The sequence below is a fragment of the Sulfuritalea sp. genome (genome assembly GCF_031426875.1).
Taxonomy (GTDB): domain Bacteria; phylum Pseudomonadota; class Gammaproteobacteria; order Burkholderiales; family Rhodocyclaceae; genus Sulfuritalea.
Genome location: NZ_JASJPC010000008.1, coordinates 17,328 through 30,732, shown reverse-complemented (window position 1 = coordinate 30,732; position 13,405 = coordinate 17,328). Strand labels below are relative to the sequence as shown.

18 protein-coding genes are annotated in these 13,405 nt (G+C 63.7%); 4 read left to right on the top strand and 14 right to left on the bottom strand.

The window, feature by feature from the left end:
• Nucleotides 1-161 precede the first annotated feature (161 nt).
• A complete protein-coding gene (locus tag RMO95_RS03690) occupies nucleotides 162-530 on the top strand; it encodes a hypothetical protein (RefSeq protein ID WP_310449241.1) in 369 nt (122 codons plus the stop codon).
• On the opposite strand, the gene RMO95_RS03685 is transcribed toward RMO95_RS03690, so the two are convergent.
• From RMO95_RS03685 to RMO95_RS03665, 5 genes are all read right to left on the bottom strand, one after another.
• Complete coding sequence (locus RMO95_RS03685; RefSeq protein ID WP_310449240.1) at nucleotides 531-2,612, bottom strand: EAL domain-containing protein; 2,082 nt, start codon at nucleotides 2,610-2,612, stop codon at nucleotides 531-533.
• Nucleotides 2,613-2,635: 23 nt separating this feature from the next.
• Nucleotides 2,636-4,015, bottom strand: a complete 1,380-nt coding sequence (gene gorA / locus RMO95_RS03680; RefSeq protein WP_310449239.1) for a glutathione-disulfide reductase — start codon at nucleotides 4,013-4,015, stop codon at nucleotides 2,636-2,638.
• 75 nt (nucleotides 4,016-4,090) lie between these two features.
• The gene (locus RMO95_RS03675) at nucleotides 4,091-4,612 is read right to left on the bottom strand and encodes a DoxX family protein (protein ID WP_310449238.1); all 522 of its coding nucleotides are present in this window, start codon (nucleotides 4,610-4,612) and stop codon (nucleotides 4,091-4,093) included.
• Nucleotides 4,613-4,754: 142 nt separating this feature from the next.
• The gene (locus RMO95_RS03670; RefSeq protein ID WP_310449237.1) at nucleotides 4,755-5,069 is read right to left on the bottom strand and encodes a DUF2282 domain-containing protein; all 315 of its coding nucleotides are present in this window, start codon (nucleotides 5,067-5,069) and stop codon (nucleotides 4,755-4,757) included.
• Nucleotides 5,070-5,180: 111 nt separating this feature from the next.
• The gene (locus RMO95_RS03665) at nucleotides 5,181-5,750 is read right to left on the bottom strand and encodes a carboxymuconolactone decarboxylase family protein (RefSeq protein WP_310449236.1); all 570 of its coding nucleotides are present in this window, start codon (nucleotides 5,748-5,750) and stop codon (nucleotides 5,181-5,183) included.
• A 138-nt stretch (nucleotides 5,751-5,888) separates the two neighbouring features.
• On the opposite strand from RMO95_RS03665, the gene RMO95_RS03660 reads away from it, so the two are divergent.
• The 3 genes from RMO95_RS03660 (at nucleotide 5,889) to RMO95_RS03650 (ending at nucleotide 9,180) form a co-directional block, all read left to right on the top strand.
• Nucleotides 5,889-6,728, top strand: coding sequence for a cupin domain-containing protein (locus RMO95_RS03660; RefSeq protein ID WP_310449235.1), 840 nt, complete (start codon nucleotides 5,889-5,891; stop codon nucleotides 6,726-6,728).
• Nucleotides 6,729-6,834: 106 nt separating this feature from the next.
• Complete coding sequence (locus tag RMO95_RS03655) at nucleotides 6,835-7,866, top strand: STAS-like domain-containing protein (protein ID WP_310449234.1); 1,032 nt, start codon at nucleotides 6,835-6,837, stop codon at nucleotides 7,864-7,866.
• Nucleotides 7,867-8,568: 702 nt separating this feature from the next.
• Nucleotides 8,569-9,180, top strand: a complete 612-nt coding sequence (locus RMO95_RS03650) for a hypothetical protein (protein WP_310449233.1) — start codon at nucleotides 8,569-8,571, stop codon at nucleotides 9,178-9,180.
• Between the two features lie 714 nt (nucleotides 9,181-9,894).
• Here RMO95_RS03650 and RMO95_RS03645 read toward each other — a convergent pair.
• From RMO95_RS03645 to RMO95_RS03605, 9 genes are all read right to left on the bottom strand, one after another.
• On the bottom strand, nucleotides 9,895-10,110 hold the full coding sequence (locus tag RMO95_RS03645; protein ID WP_310449232.1) for a GDCCVxC domain-containing (seleno)protein: 216 nt from the start codon (nucleotides 10,108-10,110) through the stop codon (nucleotides 9,895-9,897).
• 7 nt (nucleotides 10,111-10,117) lie between these two features.
• Entirely contained in the window at nucleotides 10,118-10,393 is a 276-nt protein-coding gene (gene merP / locus RMO95_RS03640; protein ID WP_310449231.1) for a mercury resistance system periplasmic binding protein MerP, read from the bottom strand.
• Between the two features lie 12 nt (nucleotides 10,394-10,405).
• Nucleotides 10,406-10,759 (bottom strand): mercuric transporter MerT family protein, encoded by a 354-nt coding sequence (locus tag RMO95_RS03635; RefSeq protein WP_310449230.1) that lies wholly within the window; start codon nucleotides 10,757-10,759, stop codon nucleotides 10,406-10,408.
• Between the two features lie 15 nt (nucleotides 10,760-10,774).
• Nucleotides 10,775-11,479: a cytochrome c biogenesis CcdA family protein gene (locus tag RMO95_RS03630; protein WP_310449229.1), complete on the bottom strand. Its 705-nt coding sequence runs from the start codon at nucleotides 11,477-11,479 to the stop codon at nucleotides 10,775-10,777.
• On the bottom strand, nucleotides 11,472-11,729 hold the full coding sequence (locus RMO95_RS03625) for a thioredoxin family protein (protein ID WP_310449228.1): 258 nt from the start codon (nucleotides 11,727-11,729) through the stop codon (nucleotides 11,472-11,474). The genes RMO95_RS03630 and RMO95_RS03625 overlap by 8 nt, the downstream gene beginning before the upstream one ends.
• The gene (locus RMO95_RS03620; protein WP_310449227.1) at nucleotides 11,726-12,148 is read right to left on the bottom strand and encodes a heavy metal-responsive transcriptional regulator; all 423 of its coding nucleotides are present in this window, start codon (nucleotides 12,146-12,148) and stop codon (nucleotides 11,726-11,728) included. The genes RMO95_RS03625 and RMO95_RS03620 overlap by 4 nt, the downstream gene beginning before the upstream one ends.
• A 10-nt stretch (nucleotides 12,149-12,158) precedes the next feature.
• Nucleotides 12,159-12,422 carry a thioredoxin family protein gene (locus RMO95_RS03615; protein ID WP_310449226.1) on the bottom strand — a complete coding sequence of 88 codons (264 nt, stop codon included), beginning with the start codon at nucleotides 12,420-12,422 and terminating at the stop codon, nucleotides 12,159-12,161.
• A gap of 139 nt (nucleotides 12,423-12,561) precedes the next feature.
• Nucleotides 12,562-13,044 carry a TVP38/TMEM64 family protein gene (locus tag RMO95_RS03610; protein ID WP_310449225.1) on the bottom strand — a complete coding sequence of 161 codons (483 nt, stop codon included), beginning with the start codon at nucleotides 13,042-13,044 and terminating at the stop codon, nucleotides 12,562-12,564.
• A gap of 39 nt (nucleotides 13,045-13,083) precedes the next feature.
• The gene (locus RMO95_RS03605; protein ID WP_310449224.1) at nucleotides 13,084-13,251 is read right to left on the bottom strand and encodes a hypothetical protein; all 168 of its coding nucleotides are present in this window, start codon (nucleotides 13,249-13,251) and stop codon (nucleotides 13,084-13,086) included.
• Nucleotides 13,252-13,405: the final 154 nt, after the last annotated feature.

Sequence of the window (13,405 nt, the reverse complement as noted above, 5' to 3'; positions counted from 1 at the left end):
CCTGGGCAGATGTGCCGACACTAAACTTGTTTGTCTTCGGTCTTGCAGCTTGGTCGGGCGGTAGTACGAAAGCTTACAGAGTTGCAGTGCGGCCCCCGCGTGTAAGGTCCAAGGGGGCATGTACGACCAAGCAAGGACAAATAGTCGAGGAGGAAACGGAAATGCAACGCGCCACCGTAAGCATCAACAATCATGAGGTCGTCGTGGAATGGACGCCGGCTGCGGCGCGCGAGCTGGCGCGCCGCACGGCGCCGCTGATCGTCGAGCTGGAGCTTTACTTCTCCTGCCTGGTCAAGAAGTTCGTGCATTTCCGCGAGGATTCGCGGGGCAGGCAGACGGTGGCGGCCGCCGACATGCTGCAGCTCTATTTTCGCCCCGTGACCTCGACCGCCTGCAGCTTCGAAACCGCCGAGCGCCTCGGCCGCCAGCCGGAAATGGACATCGACACGCCGGCGACGCGGCGCATCGCTCCAAAGCGGGTCAGCATCGATCATGTCGGCGGCGCCTGGCGCGGCAGTTTCAGCCTGTAGTCAGGCAGCACTGTAGTCGCGTATCCGGGCCAGGAAATCCTCCAGCGGCATCGGCCGCGCCACGACGTAGCCCTGTACCAGATCGCATCCGTTGGTCCGCAGCCAGGCCAGTTCCGCCGGTGTCTCGGCGCCTTCGGCGACAACCGTTAATCCGAGCTCGCGGCACAGCAGGATGGTCGAGCGCACGATGGCGGCATTTTTCGAATCGGTATCGACGCCATCGACGAAGGCGCGGTCGATCTTGAGTTCATGCACCGGCAGGGTCTTGACGTAGGCCAGCGAGGCCTGGCCCGACCCGTAGTCGTCGATCGACAGCTTGACGCCGAGCGCGGCCAGTTCGTCGAGGTGCTGCAGGGCCAGTTCCGGCTCATCCATCAAGGCGCTCTCGGTGATTTCCAGGCAAAGCCGGTCGGCGGGCAGCGCGGATTCGTCGAGCAGGCGTCGCACCAGGTCGACCAGGTCGCGGTTCAACAAATCGAGCGCGGACAGGTTGGCCGAGACGACCACCGCGATGCCGTCCCGCCGCCAGCGCGCGGCGTCGGCGATCGCCCGCGCCAGCACCCAGGGCGTGATCTCGCGGATGAAGCCGGTCTGCTCGGCAAAGGGGATGAAGCCTCCCGGCGCAATCATGCCCTTGTCCGGATGCCGCCAGCGCACCAGCGCCTCTGCGCTGGCGATGCGACCTTGCGCCAGATGCAGCTTGGGCTGGTAGTGCAGCAGGAATTCGCCGCGCGCCAGCGCCTCGCGCATTTCGCCGATCAGGGACAGCTCTTCGTGGGGCGGCTCGCTTTCGTTGCCGGTGCTGAAGGCCGAGCCTGCATGCCGCCGCTTGGCGCTGGCCATCGCCAGGTCGGCACGCCGCAATAGCGCGGTATTGCTTTCGCCCTGGCGCGGGTACAGCGCAATGCCGATGCTGGCATCGATGTCGAGGCGCTGGCCCTCGACGATCATGGGCGCGCGCAGTGCCGCGAGTACGCGCTCGGCGTGACGCGCCGCCGCAGGCTGGTCGGCATCTTCCAGCAGCATGACGAACTCGTCGCCCCAGAGGCGGGCCAGCACGCAATTCCCGCCTTGCGCCTGGCACAGGCGCGCGGCGATCTCGCACAACAGGCTGTCCCCGATCGCGTGGCCCAGCGCATTGTTGATCGGCGCGAAGCGGTCGATGCCCAGCATGAACACCGCGCCGCGGCTGCCGGCCGGCAGCAGGCCGAGGATTTCGAGAAAGCGCGTGCGGTTGGGCAGGCCGGTCAGCAGATCGACATAGGCCAGGCGCGAAATCCTTTCCTCGCGGCTGGCGATGCTGTCGCGCATGGTGGCGAGCGACCCCATCAAGGCGCCGATCTCGTCGCGCCGGCCGGCGGGTATCGCGGCCTGATAGTCGCCGCCGGCGATCCGCTCGGCGACGGCAACCGCTTCGCGCACCGGCCCGACGATGCTGCGGGCGATGGCCCAGGCCATGACGGCGCCGGCCGCCAGCGCGCCGAGGGCGAGAATGATTACCAGGCGCCGGGCATTCGTCGCCGCCTGCCGCAGCTCTTCCAGTTCGGCCTGCATGGCCTGTTGCAGCCGGGCTTCCAGCGCCTGGGTTTCGAACAGCAGCGTGTTCAGCACCTTCTGCGTGCGGTCCTCGAAATGCCGCCGCGCCGGCGCACTGCCTTCGATCTCGATCAGTTCCACGGTGGTCTGGAACAGTTCGCCGTAGCGCCGCCGCAGATCGGTGAGGCGTTCGACGTCGGCCCGCAGCGCCGGCGTCAGCATCGCCATTTCGAGTCCGGCGACCGCGCTGTCGGCCGCCGCGAGTTCGGCATCCATCGCCGCGTACAGCGGCACCCGCGCTTCGCGCTCTGCCGTCTGCATCAGATTGAGCAGGCCGATGGCCGCGGCCTGGGAATGCTGGTTGGCGCGCTGCGACAGGATCGCGAGCTGCGCCTGGCGGTCGACGATGTCGCGGGTGCGCGCCGTCAAATCCTCCAGCCGCTGCAGCGGCACGGCCGCGACGGCGAACAGCAGGCCGAGCAGAACCGCAAAGCCGAGGACCAGGCGGGCGCGGATGGAGCCGATGGCGAGCAACTGGCTGGACATGATCTCAGAGCTTGCGAGTAAATCTACTGCGCGTGCCGGCGCCGGGTCTGCCTGTCGCGCAGGGTCATGAACTCTTCGGCCGATGTCGGATGGATGCCCAGCGTCGCGTCGAAATCCGCCTTGGTCGCGCCCATGCGCAGCGCCACCGCCAGGCCCTGGATGATTTCCGGCGCATCCGGCCCGACCATGTGGGCGCCGAGGATGCGCTGGCTTTCGCTCGCCACCACCAGCTTGATCAGAGTCCGCTCGTCGCGGCCGCTCAAGGCATGGCGCAGCGGCCTGAAGCTGGATTGGTAGATGTCGACCTCGGCGAACTGTTCCAGCGCCGCGGCCTCGGACAGTCCCACGGTGCCGATCGGCGGCTGGCTGAACACGGCCGACGGCACCAGCGCCAGATCGGCAGCCAGCGGCGTCGGACCGAACAGGTTGTTGGCCACGGCCGCACCCTGGCGAATCGCCACGGGCGTCAGTGCGATGCCGTCGGTCACATCGCCGACCGCATAGATGTGGGAGACGCTGGTGCGCGACCAGGCATCGACGCGGATGCCGCCGCCCGGCGCCAGTTCGACCCCCGCCGCGGCGGGGTCGAGGCTGCCGAGATTGGGCGCCCGCCCGGTGGCGTACATCACGGCATCGAAGGGCAACGCGCCCTCGCTTGCTCCGGTGAAGGATGCCAAAAGCCTTGCGTCGGCCTGGCGATCGAGCCGTGCCACCGTGCTCCCGAGCAGGATGCTGATGTCCTTCTTGCCCATTTCCTCCTGCAGATGCCGCCGCACGTCGTCGTCGAAGCCGCGCAGGATTTGTTCACCGCGGTAGGACAGCGTGACTTCGGCGCCGAGGCCATTGAATATGCCGGCGAATTCGACCGCGATGTAGCCGCCGCCGACGATCAGCACGCGCTGCGGAAACACCGGCAGATCGAAAGCCTCGTCCGAGGTGATCGCGTGCTCGATGCCGGGCACGGCCGGTCGCTTGGGTTTGCCGCCGGTGGCGATCAGGATCTGGCGGGCGCGAATCCTGCGGCCATCGACGTCCAGCGTATGCGGATCGATGAAACGCGCCGCGCCCTGCAGCACCGTGACGCCGGAGCGCCCGAGCAGGTCCTGGTAGATCCGGCTCAGGCGCGAGATTTCCGTTTCCTTCGCCGCCACCAGGTGCGGCCACGAAAACGCGGTGGGCGGCACGGTCCAGCCGAAGCCGGCTGCGTCGGCGAAGTCCTCCGCGTAATGCGCAGCCTGCACCAGCAGCTTCTTCGGCACGCAGCCGCGAATCACGCAGGTGCCGCCGTAGCGGCTGCTTTCCACGATCGCCACGCGCGCGCCGAGACCGGCGGCAACACGGGCGGCGCGGACCCCGCCCGAACCACCGCCGATGACGAAGAAATCAAACTCGAAATCGCTCACGGCATATCTCCAATAGATAGATCCCGACTCTACACGCTCCTCCCCACGCCGTCGTATCGTTCTGCGCCCACCCCATCAGGCGAAGCGCCTGGCGATCAGGCGATCGATCGACACCGCACCCGGTCCCCGGGCGATCAGGAACAAGAGCACCGCCGCCCAGACGCCGTGCGTCGGATAGGCGTCGGGATAGACCAGCAACTGTATGGTTGCGGTCATCACCAGCAAGGCGGCGGCAGAAAAGCGCGTGGCCAGCCCGATCAGGATCAGCAGCGGGAACAGGTGCTCGGCAAAGGCCGCCATCGGTGCGGCGATTTCCGGCGGGACCAGTGGCAGGCGGTATTCGTCGCGGAACAGTGCGACCACCGAATCGGAAAGCCGCGGCATCCCGACATGGAACTCGCCGCTGACGATGTCGATGGCGAAGCCCTGCACCTTGGTCTGGCCGGATTTCCAGAACACGGCGGCGATCGAGAAGCGGCCCAGCAGGGCGATCAGCGAATGCGGAATACGCTCGGCCAGGCCGATCCCGAAACGAATCAGATTCTGCGGGCGGAAGATGCTGCCGCGTGGTACGGCGTCGGGTACAGGGCTAGTCATGGGTTTGTACTCCTCGGAAGTTTTGCGCCGGCGCGGCTGATTCAGGGCGGTGCACGGTCCGCAGCGATACCAGGCCATGCCTGGCGCGCAAGCTGCGGACCTGGCGGCTTTTGGCGCGCGACCCTCAGCTTTCGTCAGACGATCAGGCCTTCTTTTCCTTGAAGTCGGCGAGCTGGCCCATGCCGGTGGGCGAAGTCTTCGACGTGGTCTTTTCGCAGGTGCCCTTGGGAACCATCGACCAGGCATTGCCCTGGTGATCGATCTTCGAGGTTCCCGCGCAGGAGGTACCGGCGCCGGCCTTGCAGTCGTTCTTGCCTTTCATGGCAACGCCGAAGCACTTTTCCGTTTCCATCTTCATGGCTCCGCCGTGAGAGGCGGCAAAGGCAGGGGCAGAAGCGACGGTCAGGGCGGCGCCCAGAGCCAGGGCGAGCGAAGCGGCGGTCATGGTCTTGGTCATGGTGAATCTCCTTGTAATGATTGCTGGGAAGCTTCTGTGGGTAGCAGACCCCCGAAGCGCGCTGGCGGGTCTGCTAGCCACTTAGTCGCGTCCGCCGCGCATTACTTACACTCAGGCCACCTTGTAGGCGGCGAACTTGTCATCGACCTCGGTCTGAAACAGGTGATTGGTGTAGTTCGACAGCGTCTTCACCGCCGCAGCCAGGATCACCTGCAGCGCCGTCGCTTCCGTATAGCCGGCGGCAAGAAAAGCGTCGGCAACCGCCTGGCCGGGTTTGCCGGCCGTCTTCACCAACTCCTGGGTAAAGCTGTAGAGCGCCTGCAGCCTGGCATCCGGAATCGGCTGTCCGGAGCGAATCGCCGCCAGGACCGGCGCCGGCACGCCCGACATCTTGTCGGCCAGCATGCTGTGTGCTGCGGTGCAGTAGTTGCAGCCGTTCTGCTGGCTGATGGCAAGGAAGACCACTTCCTGCTCGGCCGGCGTCAGCCCGGACTTCTGGCGGAAGGCCGCGTAGCCGTGCAGGTAGGTGCTCAGCACGCCGGGCACGTTGACCATGTTGGCGTACATGTTGGGAATGAAGCCGACCGCCTTCAGTGCGCCTTCGAGCACTTCCTTCTGGGTGGCGTCGGCGGAATCGAGGGTGACCCCGCACAGGGTCCGGGCGACAAAGTGTTGCGTCATGATGTTCTCCGAATGAATGGAACCGTGGGTTGTGAATGAGGCGCCGCGTTTCTCGCGGCACGGTTGCAGATTACGGTTATAGCTACGCGGTTTGGTTATCATTCGTACATCTTTCATAACCATTCGTACATTCCTGCCATGAACCCGGACGGCATCTCGCGCCTGCTCGACCACATCGGCCTGCGCGCCAACACCTTCTACGCCGGGCCGCTGTGCGGCCTGCACGACTTCGCTGCCGACGAAGGCGTCGGCCACCTGCACGTCATCCGCGCCGGCGCCATGCGCGCGGTACAGGCGGGCCACCCGGACATCCAGCTCAGCGAGCCGACGCTGCTGTTCTACCCGCGCCCGATCAACCATCGGCTCGACGTCGACGACGCGGTGACGGCCGACGTGCTGTGCGCCAGCGTGCGCTACGACGCCGGACAGGAAAACCCCCTGACCCAGTCCTTCCCGGCGGTGGTGATGATTCCTTTCAGCGGCCTGCGGCGCATCGAGCCGACGCTGACCGCGCTGTTCGCCGAAGCCGGCGACGACAGCCCCGGGCGCCAGGTCATGCTCGATCGCCTGTGCGACATCCTGCTGATCCAGATCGTCCGCTACGCCATTCAACAGGAATGGGTGCAGCACGGCGTGCTGGCCGGCCTCGCGCATCCGCGCCTGGCGCCGTTGCTGATCGAACTGCTCGACGATCCGCGCGCGTCATGGACGGTGGACAGCATGGCCGCGCGCACCCACCTTTCGCGCAACGGCTTTGCGCAGGAATTCAGGAAGGTGGTCGGCATCACTCCTGCGGATTTCCTCACCCGCGTGCGCATGGTCCTCGCGCAACGCCTGCTGCGGCAGGGCCGTCCGGTGGCGCTGGTCGCCGATGAAACCGGCTACGGCAGCCAGCCCGCATTCTCGCGCGCCTTCATCCGCGAGACCGGCATGAGCCCGTCGGCCTGGGTACGGACGCTGGCGTCAGGCGCGCCTTGATCCGTTGCCCGTTCGCATGTCCGGGCGGATTGATTGTCAACCGTGTAATTGACAATAATTGTTGCTGAGATTGACAATAAACAGCGGCTGATTGACAATTCCGGCCATGGCAATAGATAAACAAGCATTGCGCAAGCGCGCCCTTCTCCTTGCCGAGGCCGGCGGGAAGAACCTTGCCGCGGCGCTGGTGGCGGAATTCCACATCTCGCGCCAGGCGGCCAACCAGCATCTGATGCAACTCGTCAAGGACGGCGATATTGTTCCTTCCGGGCTGACCAAGGCCCGCATCTATCAAGCGGCAATCAAGCAGGAGGCCGCTCGATCGTTTCCTCGGGAAGGGCTGGCCGAGGATCTTGTCTGGCGGTCCATTGGCGCTCCGGTGGTAAAAGACCTGCCGGAAAATGTGCGCGACATCTGGCACTACGGCATGACCGAGATGATCAACAATGCGATAGATCACTCGGGTTCGCCGAGCATCCACGTGGCCATACGGCAAACGGCGCTGCACACATTGGGATGGGTGGCGGATGACGGCGAGGGCATCTTCCTGAAGATTCAGCGTGCGCTCGGCCTTGCGGACCCGCGGGAGTCGATTCTGGAACTCGCCAAGGGCAAGCTGACTACCGACCCGAAGCACCACACCGGGGAAGGAATTTTCTTTGCATCGAAGATGTTCGATTCCTTCGATATTTTCTCAGGAAACCTGCGTTTCCTGCACGACGACGGGTCGAGGGATTTCCTGGTGGAACATCCAACGAATGCTACAGGAACATTCGTGTTCATGAAGCTGGCCAATGACAGCACACGCAGCACCAACGACGTGTTCTATCAATATGCCGCTCCCGATGAGCTCAGCTTCGACAAGACAGTCGTTCCGGTACGGCTGGCGCAGTACGAAGGCGAAAAGCTGGTGTCACGCTCTCAGGCGAAACGGCTAACCGCGCGATTCGAGAAATTCAAGACCGTGATTCTTGACTTCACCGGCGTTGAAAGCATCGGCCAGGGATTCGCCGATGAACTGTTCCGGGTTTTCGCCACCGCGCATCCGACGATCGATCTGGTGCCCATGCACATGACAACCGCAGTGCAGGACATGACGAACAGGGTTCTCGCCGGGCAGGACGCGAAACACGAGTAGCCGGCCACTTCTTGTGGTCGTGATGGTCGTTCCATTGAGCCAGTGAAGGGTTGCTTCGTGGCAACGCGCCGAGTTGGACTGGGGTGGTGGGTTCTTGCCGCCGTCCCGCCAGCGCCAACTCTTGGTGGATTTGGTGAGGATATCGACTACGACAGGTTGTCGGCCACTCCAGCCGTTGGAGTCCGATCCCGCTTCGGTCAGCATTGCGTCGGTTACCTGCCGTTCGGTCAGCATCCCCCCTTCAAGAGATGTTGGCGCAACTTCTCCAAGCCTCCATTCGAGCGAAAAGATGCCGCGTAGTCAGCGGCCGATAGCCCCGGCCACAGCGGGTGATATGCGACCACTTCGCGGCACGGCGAACACAAACTCACACCATTTCCTTCAAATTGACGAGTCCAGAAGGTACCTGTAGCGCCCCCTTGCAACCCCAGGAGCACGGTGAGCACATCGAGCACGATGAGCACATCGAGCACTGGAGCACGCAATGCTTCAATAACACTATGATTAATATCTACTTATAAAATATTAGTGCGCCATATCGTGCTATCTGATACTGTTGTATCTAACTGTTATAGCGACAATTAATGTAGTCAAATCAGCAACTCCGATGGATGAGTACGGCGATATTGTGCGTAATCAATCGTTGCCAACATGCAGCGGCTAAGGGATAGTTCGGTATCAGAACCAGTGGAGGATTCAATCATGGCAAACGGCAAACAGGCAACCGCTAAGCGAATGAAAATGGCTGAACGCGCGCAGCAGCAGATGGATATACATTTTCCCAATGCGCCACGTGTTTTCTTGTGGCACCGCAAGACGAACGATGGCTATACGACCCTACCCCGGACGCTACCGATTGCAATGCAGGCCATTGATGCGCAGACAAAGGGTCAGCCAGCTGGGCACACCCTGTTCTGTCTCTGGGCGCGATCCCCTGACCATACCCTTGTCACCATCGAGAACCCGATGACTTTCGCTTGCGAAGCCGGTTTTGTTGGCGAACGGGCGGTTGATACATGGCGGAAGAGGATGAAGAAACTGCGCGAGCTTTTCTTTATCGCCACGAAGCCTGGGCCATCAGGGGAATTTCATTACGTACTTCTCATCAATCCGAACGTCGCCATGGAATGGTTGCGGGATTCGGGTCTTATGCAAGATGGACTTTATGCGCGCTTCTTAGACCGGGTCGCTGACATTGGAGCCTTTGGTGAAATTGAAGCCGTCCGAGAGCACTGGAAAGCGGAAACTGCGGCGGCCCAAGCGATAAATGCCGCACCGCCGCCGCCACCGTCTGACTCACCAGCTACTACCTAATGGCACACATTCAAAAGGAGATGAAAATGAACAGAAGAGAATACGGCCGTCGTTGAAGCCGCCCGGCGACGGCCAAGAAACAAGACCCCGGCAATCTTTCTGACTCTTGGCGGGGACAGAGATTACCGGGGTCCAGGTGGCCACTCATCGCGGCATCCCCAATGAACCGGGGATTTGCCGAATGTAAAGCATGCCGTCTTAAACGGCAATACATCTAAGGCAATTTGACCATGACCAATAAGACGTTCAAACCAGGGCAAACCGCCCCAGCTTCAGCGCAGTACAAGGTTGGCAGCACTAGCAAGGAAATTACGGTGCCAAAGGGACATATATTCCCGCCAAGCCAGAAAGCAGGCACGACCTACTCGATAGCAGATCGCACGAACAACAAGAGCGGTCGCGGGTAGTAACTAGCAGCACACCGGGGCCTTCGGGCCCCGGTTTCATTTCTACATTGCGTTTCAATTCGCTGAAGCGTAATCAGCATCATTTTCTATTCGGCGCTAACAAAGGGCGTTGCTGAGCCCAGTTGCCGAATGAACCCTCTAAATCCCGATTGACCTCTCAGGGTCGGGAGTGTGAATTTGCCGGATCGGTGAGCGGCCCTCCAACGTGATTCTCGGCCGAGCGGCAGGTAACCAGCATATTGCCGCCCGATGCCGCCAGCCAGGCCAGGGGCAGCAATGGCCGACAAGGCGCCACTGACCGCACTCCTCAACAGCAGTGCCCGCGCCCATGCTCCTGGATCGGCGGACAGGGCACCGTGCCGTAGGAACAGAACACGCAGCAGTCGCCGGGCTTGGGCCTGAGCAGCACGTGGCAGCCTTCGCATTCGTAGAACCACTGGCAGGCATCGGTGGGCATGGTCTCGGCTTTGACGTGGCCGCATTGCGGGCAGGTCAGCACGGATTCAAGAACGACGGCGCTCATCGCGGCCTCACTTGTGGACGGTGGAGGGATAGCCTGCGTTCGTCGTCGCCTTGCTCAAGACCTCGGGGCGAACCTGGTCCGGGTCATAAGTCACGGTGGCGGTCTTCCGGTCGAAGTCGACCTTGACGCCGCTTACGCCGGGTAGCTTTTCCAGCGATTTCCTGACCGTGATCGGACAGACTTCGCAGCTCATGTTCCTGACATCGAGGGTGACGGTGTTCGGGGCGGCGGCCGGCGCGGCCAGGGGCACAGCGGCGAGGACGGCGATCAACAGCTTGCGCATGGGAAGCTCCTTTCAGTAGAACAGTGGGGCCATTGACGGCACGGCCAACAGGCCGAGCAGTAAGACGGCGACGATGCAGAAGATCAGCCGCTGGCGTTTGATGGTGCGCGGATCGGCGCAAGGCGTGCCCGGCGTGCAGGCCGGGGCCACCAGATAGAGCTTGCGGAAGGCCAAGCCGAGAAACAGCAGCGTCAACCCGATGAAGAAGGGCCGCAACGGCTCCATCGCCGTCAGGCTGCCGACCCAGGTGCCGCCGATGCCGAGCGCCAGCAGCACGAGCGGCCCGACACAGCACACCGATGCGCCGATGGCGGCGAATGTACCGGCGATCAAGGTTCGACTTCCAGTTGTCATTTGCATGTCCATAAACCTCGTGTTCACTCATCCCGCCAGTTCGGGAATCAGAAAGTAATAGGCGTTGAGCAGGTAGAGCCCGGTCACCACCAGGGTCACGCCTCCTGCCACGTCGAAGGCGCGGTGAAAGCGGCCGAGCGCGGGCTTGCCTTCCAGCCAGCCGACCGTCCAGGCGCCGAGGATGATCGGCAGCGCCCGGCCCAGGGCAAAAGCCAGCAGCAAAACCACGCCGAGCGAGGGTGAGCCGATGGCCGCCACCACGCCCAGCAGCGCCAGCAGGACCGGCGTACAGGCCGGGCAGACGGCGACCGAGAACGGAATGCCGAGCGCGAACGCGCCCCAGGCGCCGGCCGGCCGTTTGGCGCGCAGTGCGAGCGCCGGCAACGGCAGGCGCAGCCAGCCGGCCCACAACAGTCCCAGCAGGATCAACACTGGCCCGAGCAGTGCGCCCCAGCCGCGTCCCATGATCGACGCTACCCACCGGCCGCCGAGGCCGGCGACCAGCCCGAGTCCGGCATGGGTCAGCAACATGCCGAGAATGAACATGCCGCCCAGCCGCACGGCCTCGCGCGTTTCGCGCGCCTGGGTGACATAGGCCAGCATCATGGGGATGGCGGCCACCGCCACCGGGTTGACGCTGAATGCCAAGCCCGCGAGGAAGCCGATGCCGGCCGCGGCAAAGCCCGTCGCCTCGACCGCGGCGCTCAGTGCTTCGGGCGTGAGATCAATCATGGCCGGCGCGCTTCAGCAGTTCGTCGCGCAATTGCGCCGGCGCCGGCAGCGCGGCGAAGACCAGGCTGCCGTCGATGGCAAGCGCAGGCAGGGTCAATACCCCAAGTTCGACCGCATAGTCGAGCGCATCGAGTACGTTGATTTCGGTCCACTCGACACCGGCGACCGCCGCTTCGGCGGCGGAGCGCAGACCGGTCCTGGCGGTCATACACTCGGCGCAGCCGGGGGCGTAGATCAGTTCCACTTTCATCGCGCCGGCTCCGCGCCGCCGTCGATCTGCTCCAGCGCGGCCATGATCGGGCAGTCATCGACCGACTGGCTGCCGTCGGCGCATTCGGCGATCAGCCGGTCGAGCGCGGCGGACATGGATTGCATGCTGCGGATCTTGGCGGCGAGCTGCAGGCGTTTTTCGATGGCGCGCTGGCGCACGTCGTTGCAGCAGGCCTTGTCCGTCTGGCGCAGTTGCAACAGTTCGCGGATTTCCGCCAGGGTGAAGCCGCAGGCTTGCGCGTGCTGGATGAAGCGGACCCGGCGCAGCGCGTCCTCGCCATACAGCCGATAGCCGCTGGCCGTCCGGGTCGTCGGGGCGAGCAGGCCCTCGGCCTCGTAATAGCGCAGGGCATCGGGGCTGATTTCGCCTGCCGCCGCCAGTTTGCCGATGGTCAGCACCGACGCCTCCTCAGGGCTGGCCGAGTCCGGCGGCGCGCAGCGCCTGCTCGTCGACGCCGCGCCCGGCGCAGCAGCCGGCAAGCTGGCCGTCGATGGCCACCGCCGGCAGCGAGCGGACGCCGAGCGCCCTGGCGCGCTTCACGACCTCGATATCGTTCATGTTCAGCACCTCCACGCCACACGCGGGACAGGCCAGCCGCTGCACCAGTTCGACCACGTCGGCGCAGACCGGGCAACCGGCGCTAAAGACTTCAACTTTGCGTTTGACAGTCATTTCCAGACTCCTTGCATGCGTCTGACGTTGGGCGGTCCGCAGCGCGGTCGTCACGTCACGATGCAAGCGTAAACCCTGGAGTGGACTTTAGAGTCAAGCGGAAATTCAATGTTTCGCTGATTCGGCCCGCGCAGGCAAATTACCGGCCTTTGTCCGCCCTCGAATGCCGTTTTGCGAGCGCCCAGCCGAGAACGGCAAGCGCGCCCAGCGGCAGCCATAGCCAGAACGATTGGGCCATGGTCAAAATGCTGCTGCCGAAAACATTGAGCAAGATGGTCAGCGGCAGTATCCCGAGCCCGGTGGCCCAGATAAAGGTCCACCAGGAGATATCGGTCAGCGCCGCGCTGTAATTGAGCAGATTGAAGGCGACGACCGGAATCAGGCGGCCCATCAACAGCGCCTTGCCGCCGTTGGTCGATGACCATTCCGACAGCCGGCGCAACTGGCTTTCCGAGAGCATCCGATACACAAACGGCCGGCCGAGCAGGCGCACCAGAGCAAAGGTGCCGATGGCGCCGAGCATCGCCCCGACCCAGGTGATCACCGTCCCCCAGAGCGGTCCGAACACCATGCCGTTGGCCAGCGTGATGATTTCCGCGGGGAACGGCAGAAACGAGTGCATGACCATCAGCGCAATCGAGCCCAGCGCGGCCCATGGCCCTCAGGAACGTATTTGCGCCACCATTCCCTCGATCGAATTTTCGCCGCCGAAGCTGAATTCCATCGGCCACAGCCACCAGGCGCCGATGCCGACGGCAAGCAGCAACAGCAGCCCCGCGGCCAGAACGATGCCGACCATGCCGTACGCCTTGGACGTTCCGTCCGTCATGCGCTCGCCCGCTGGTTGCGGCTGGCCAAATTCGCGGGCGGCGATGACTTCAGAAACGACATGGCAACAGAGCTCCTCCTGGCGCTCACGACTTCGATGAACCACCCCGCATCATGAAATACTTTGACGTCGTAGGGCCCCAAGCTGGCAAGTG

What these genes read in the sequence shown, in the direction of transcription:
- RMO95_RS03690 (WP_310449241.1), top strand. Translation starts at nt 162, where the DNA reads ATGCAACGCGCCACCGTAAGCATCAACAATCATGAGGTCGTCGTGGAA.
- RMO95_RS03685 (WP_310449240.1), bottom strand. Translation starts at nt 2,612, where the DNA reads ATGTCCAGCCAGTTGCTCGCCATCGGCTCCATCCGCGCCCGCCTGGTC.
- RMO95_RS03665 (WP_310449236.1), bottom strand. Translation starts at nt 5,750, where the DNA reads ATGACGCAACACTTTGTCGCCCGGACCCTGTGCGGGGTCACCCTCGAT.
- RMO95_RS03650 (WP_310449233.1), top strand. Translation starts at nt 8,569, where the DNA reads ATGGCAAACGGCAAACAGGCAACCGCTAAGCGAATGAAAATGGCTGAA.
- RMO95_RS03615 (WP_310449226.1), bottom strand. Translation starts at nt 12,422, where the DNA reads ATGACTGTCAAACGCAAAGTTGAAGTCTTTAGCGCCGGTTGCCCGGTC.
- RMO95_RS03660 (WP_310449235.1), top strand. Translation starts at nt 5,889, where the DNA reads ATGAACCCGGACGGCATCTCGCGCCTGCTCGACCACATCGGCCTGCGC.
- RMO95_RS03625 (WP_310449228.1), bottom strand. Translation starts at nt 11,729, where the DNA reads ATGAAAGTGGAACTGATCTACGCCCCCGGCTGCGCCGAGTGTATGACC.
- RMO95_RS03630 (WP_310449229.1), bottom strand. Translation starts at nt 11,479, where the DNA reads ATGATTGATCTCACGCCCGAAGCACTGAGCGCCGCGGTCGAGGCGACG.
- RMO95_RS03605 (WP_310449224.1), bottom strand. Translation starts at nt 13,251, where the DNA reads ATGACGGACGGAACGTCCAAGGCGTACGGCATGGTCGGCATCGTTCTG.
- RMO95_RS03610 (WP_310449225.1), bottom strand. Translation starts at nt 13,044, where the DNA reads ATGCACTCGTTTCTGCCGTTCCCCGCGGAAATCATCACGCTGGCCAAC.
- RMO95_RS03645 (WP_310449232.1), bottom strand. Translation starts at nt 10,110, where the DNA reads ATGAGCGCCGTCGTTCTTGAATCCGTGCTGACCTGCCCGCAATGCGGC.
- RMO95_RS03670 (WP_310449237.1), bottom strand. Translation starts at nt 5,069, where the DNA reads ATGACCAAGACCATGACCGCCGCTTCGCTCGCCCTGGCTCTGGGCGCC.
- merP (WP_310449231.1), bottom strand. Translation starts at nt 10,393, where the DNA reads ATGCGCAAGCTGTTGATCGCCGTCCTCGCCGCTGTGCCCCTGGCCGCG.
- RMO95_RS03655 (WP_310449234.1), top strand. Translation starts at nt 6,835, where the DNA reads ATGGCAATAGATAAACAAGCATTGCGCAAGCGCGCCCTTCTCCTTGCC.
- RMO95_RS03635 (WP_310449230.1), bottom strand. Translation starts at nt 10,759, where the DNA reads ATGGACATGCAAATGACAACTGGAAGTCGAACCTTGATCGCCGGTACA.
- RMO95_RS03675 (WP_310449238.1), bottom strand. Translation starts at nt 4,612, where the DNA reads ATGACTAGCCCTGTACCCGACGCCGTACCACGCGGCAGCATCTTCCGC.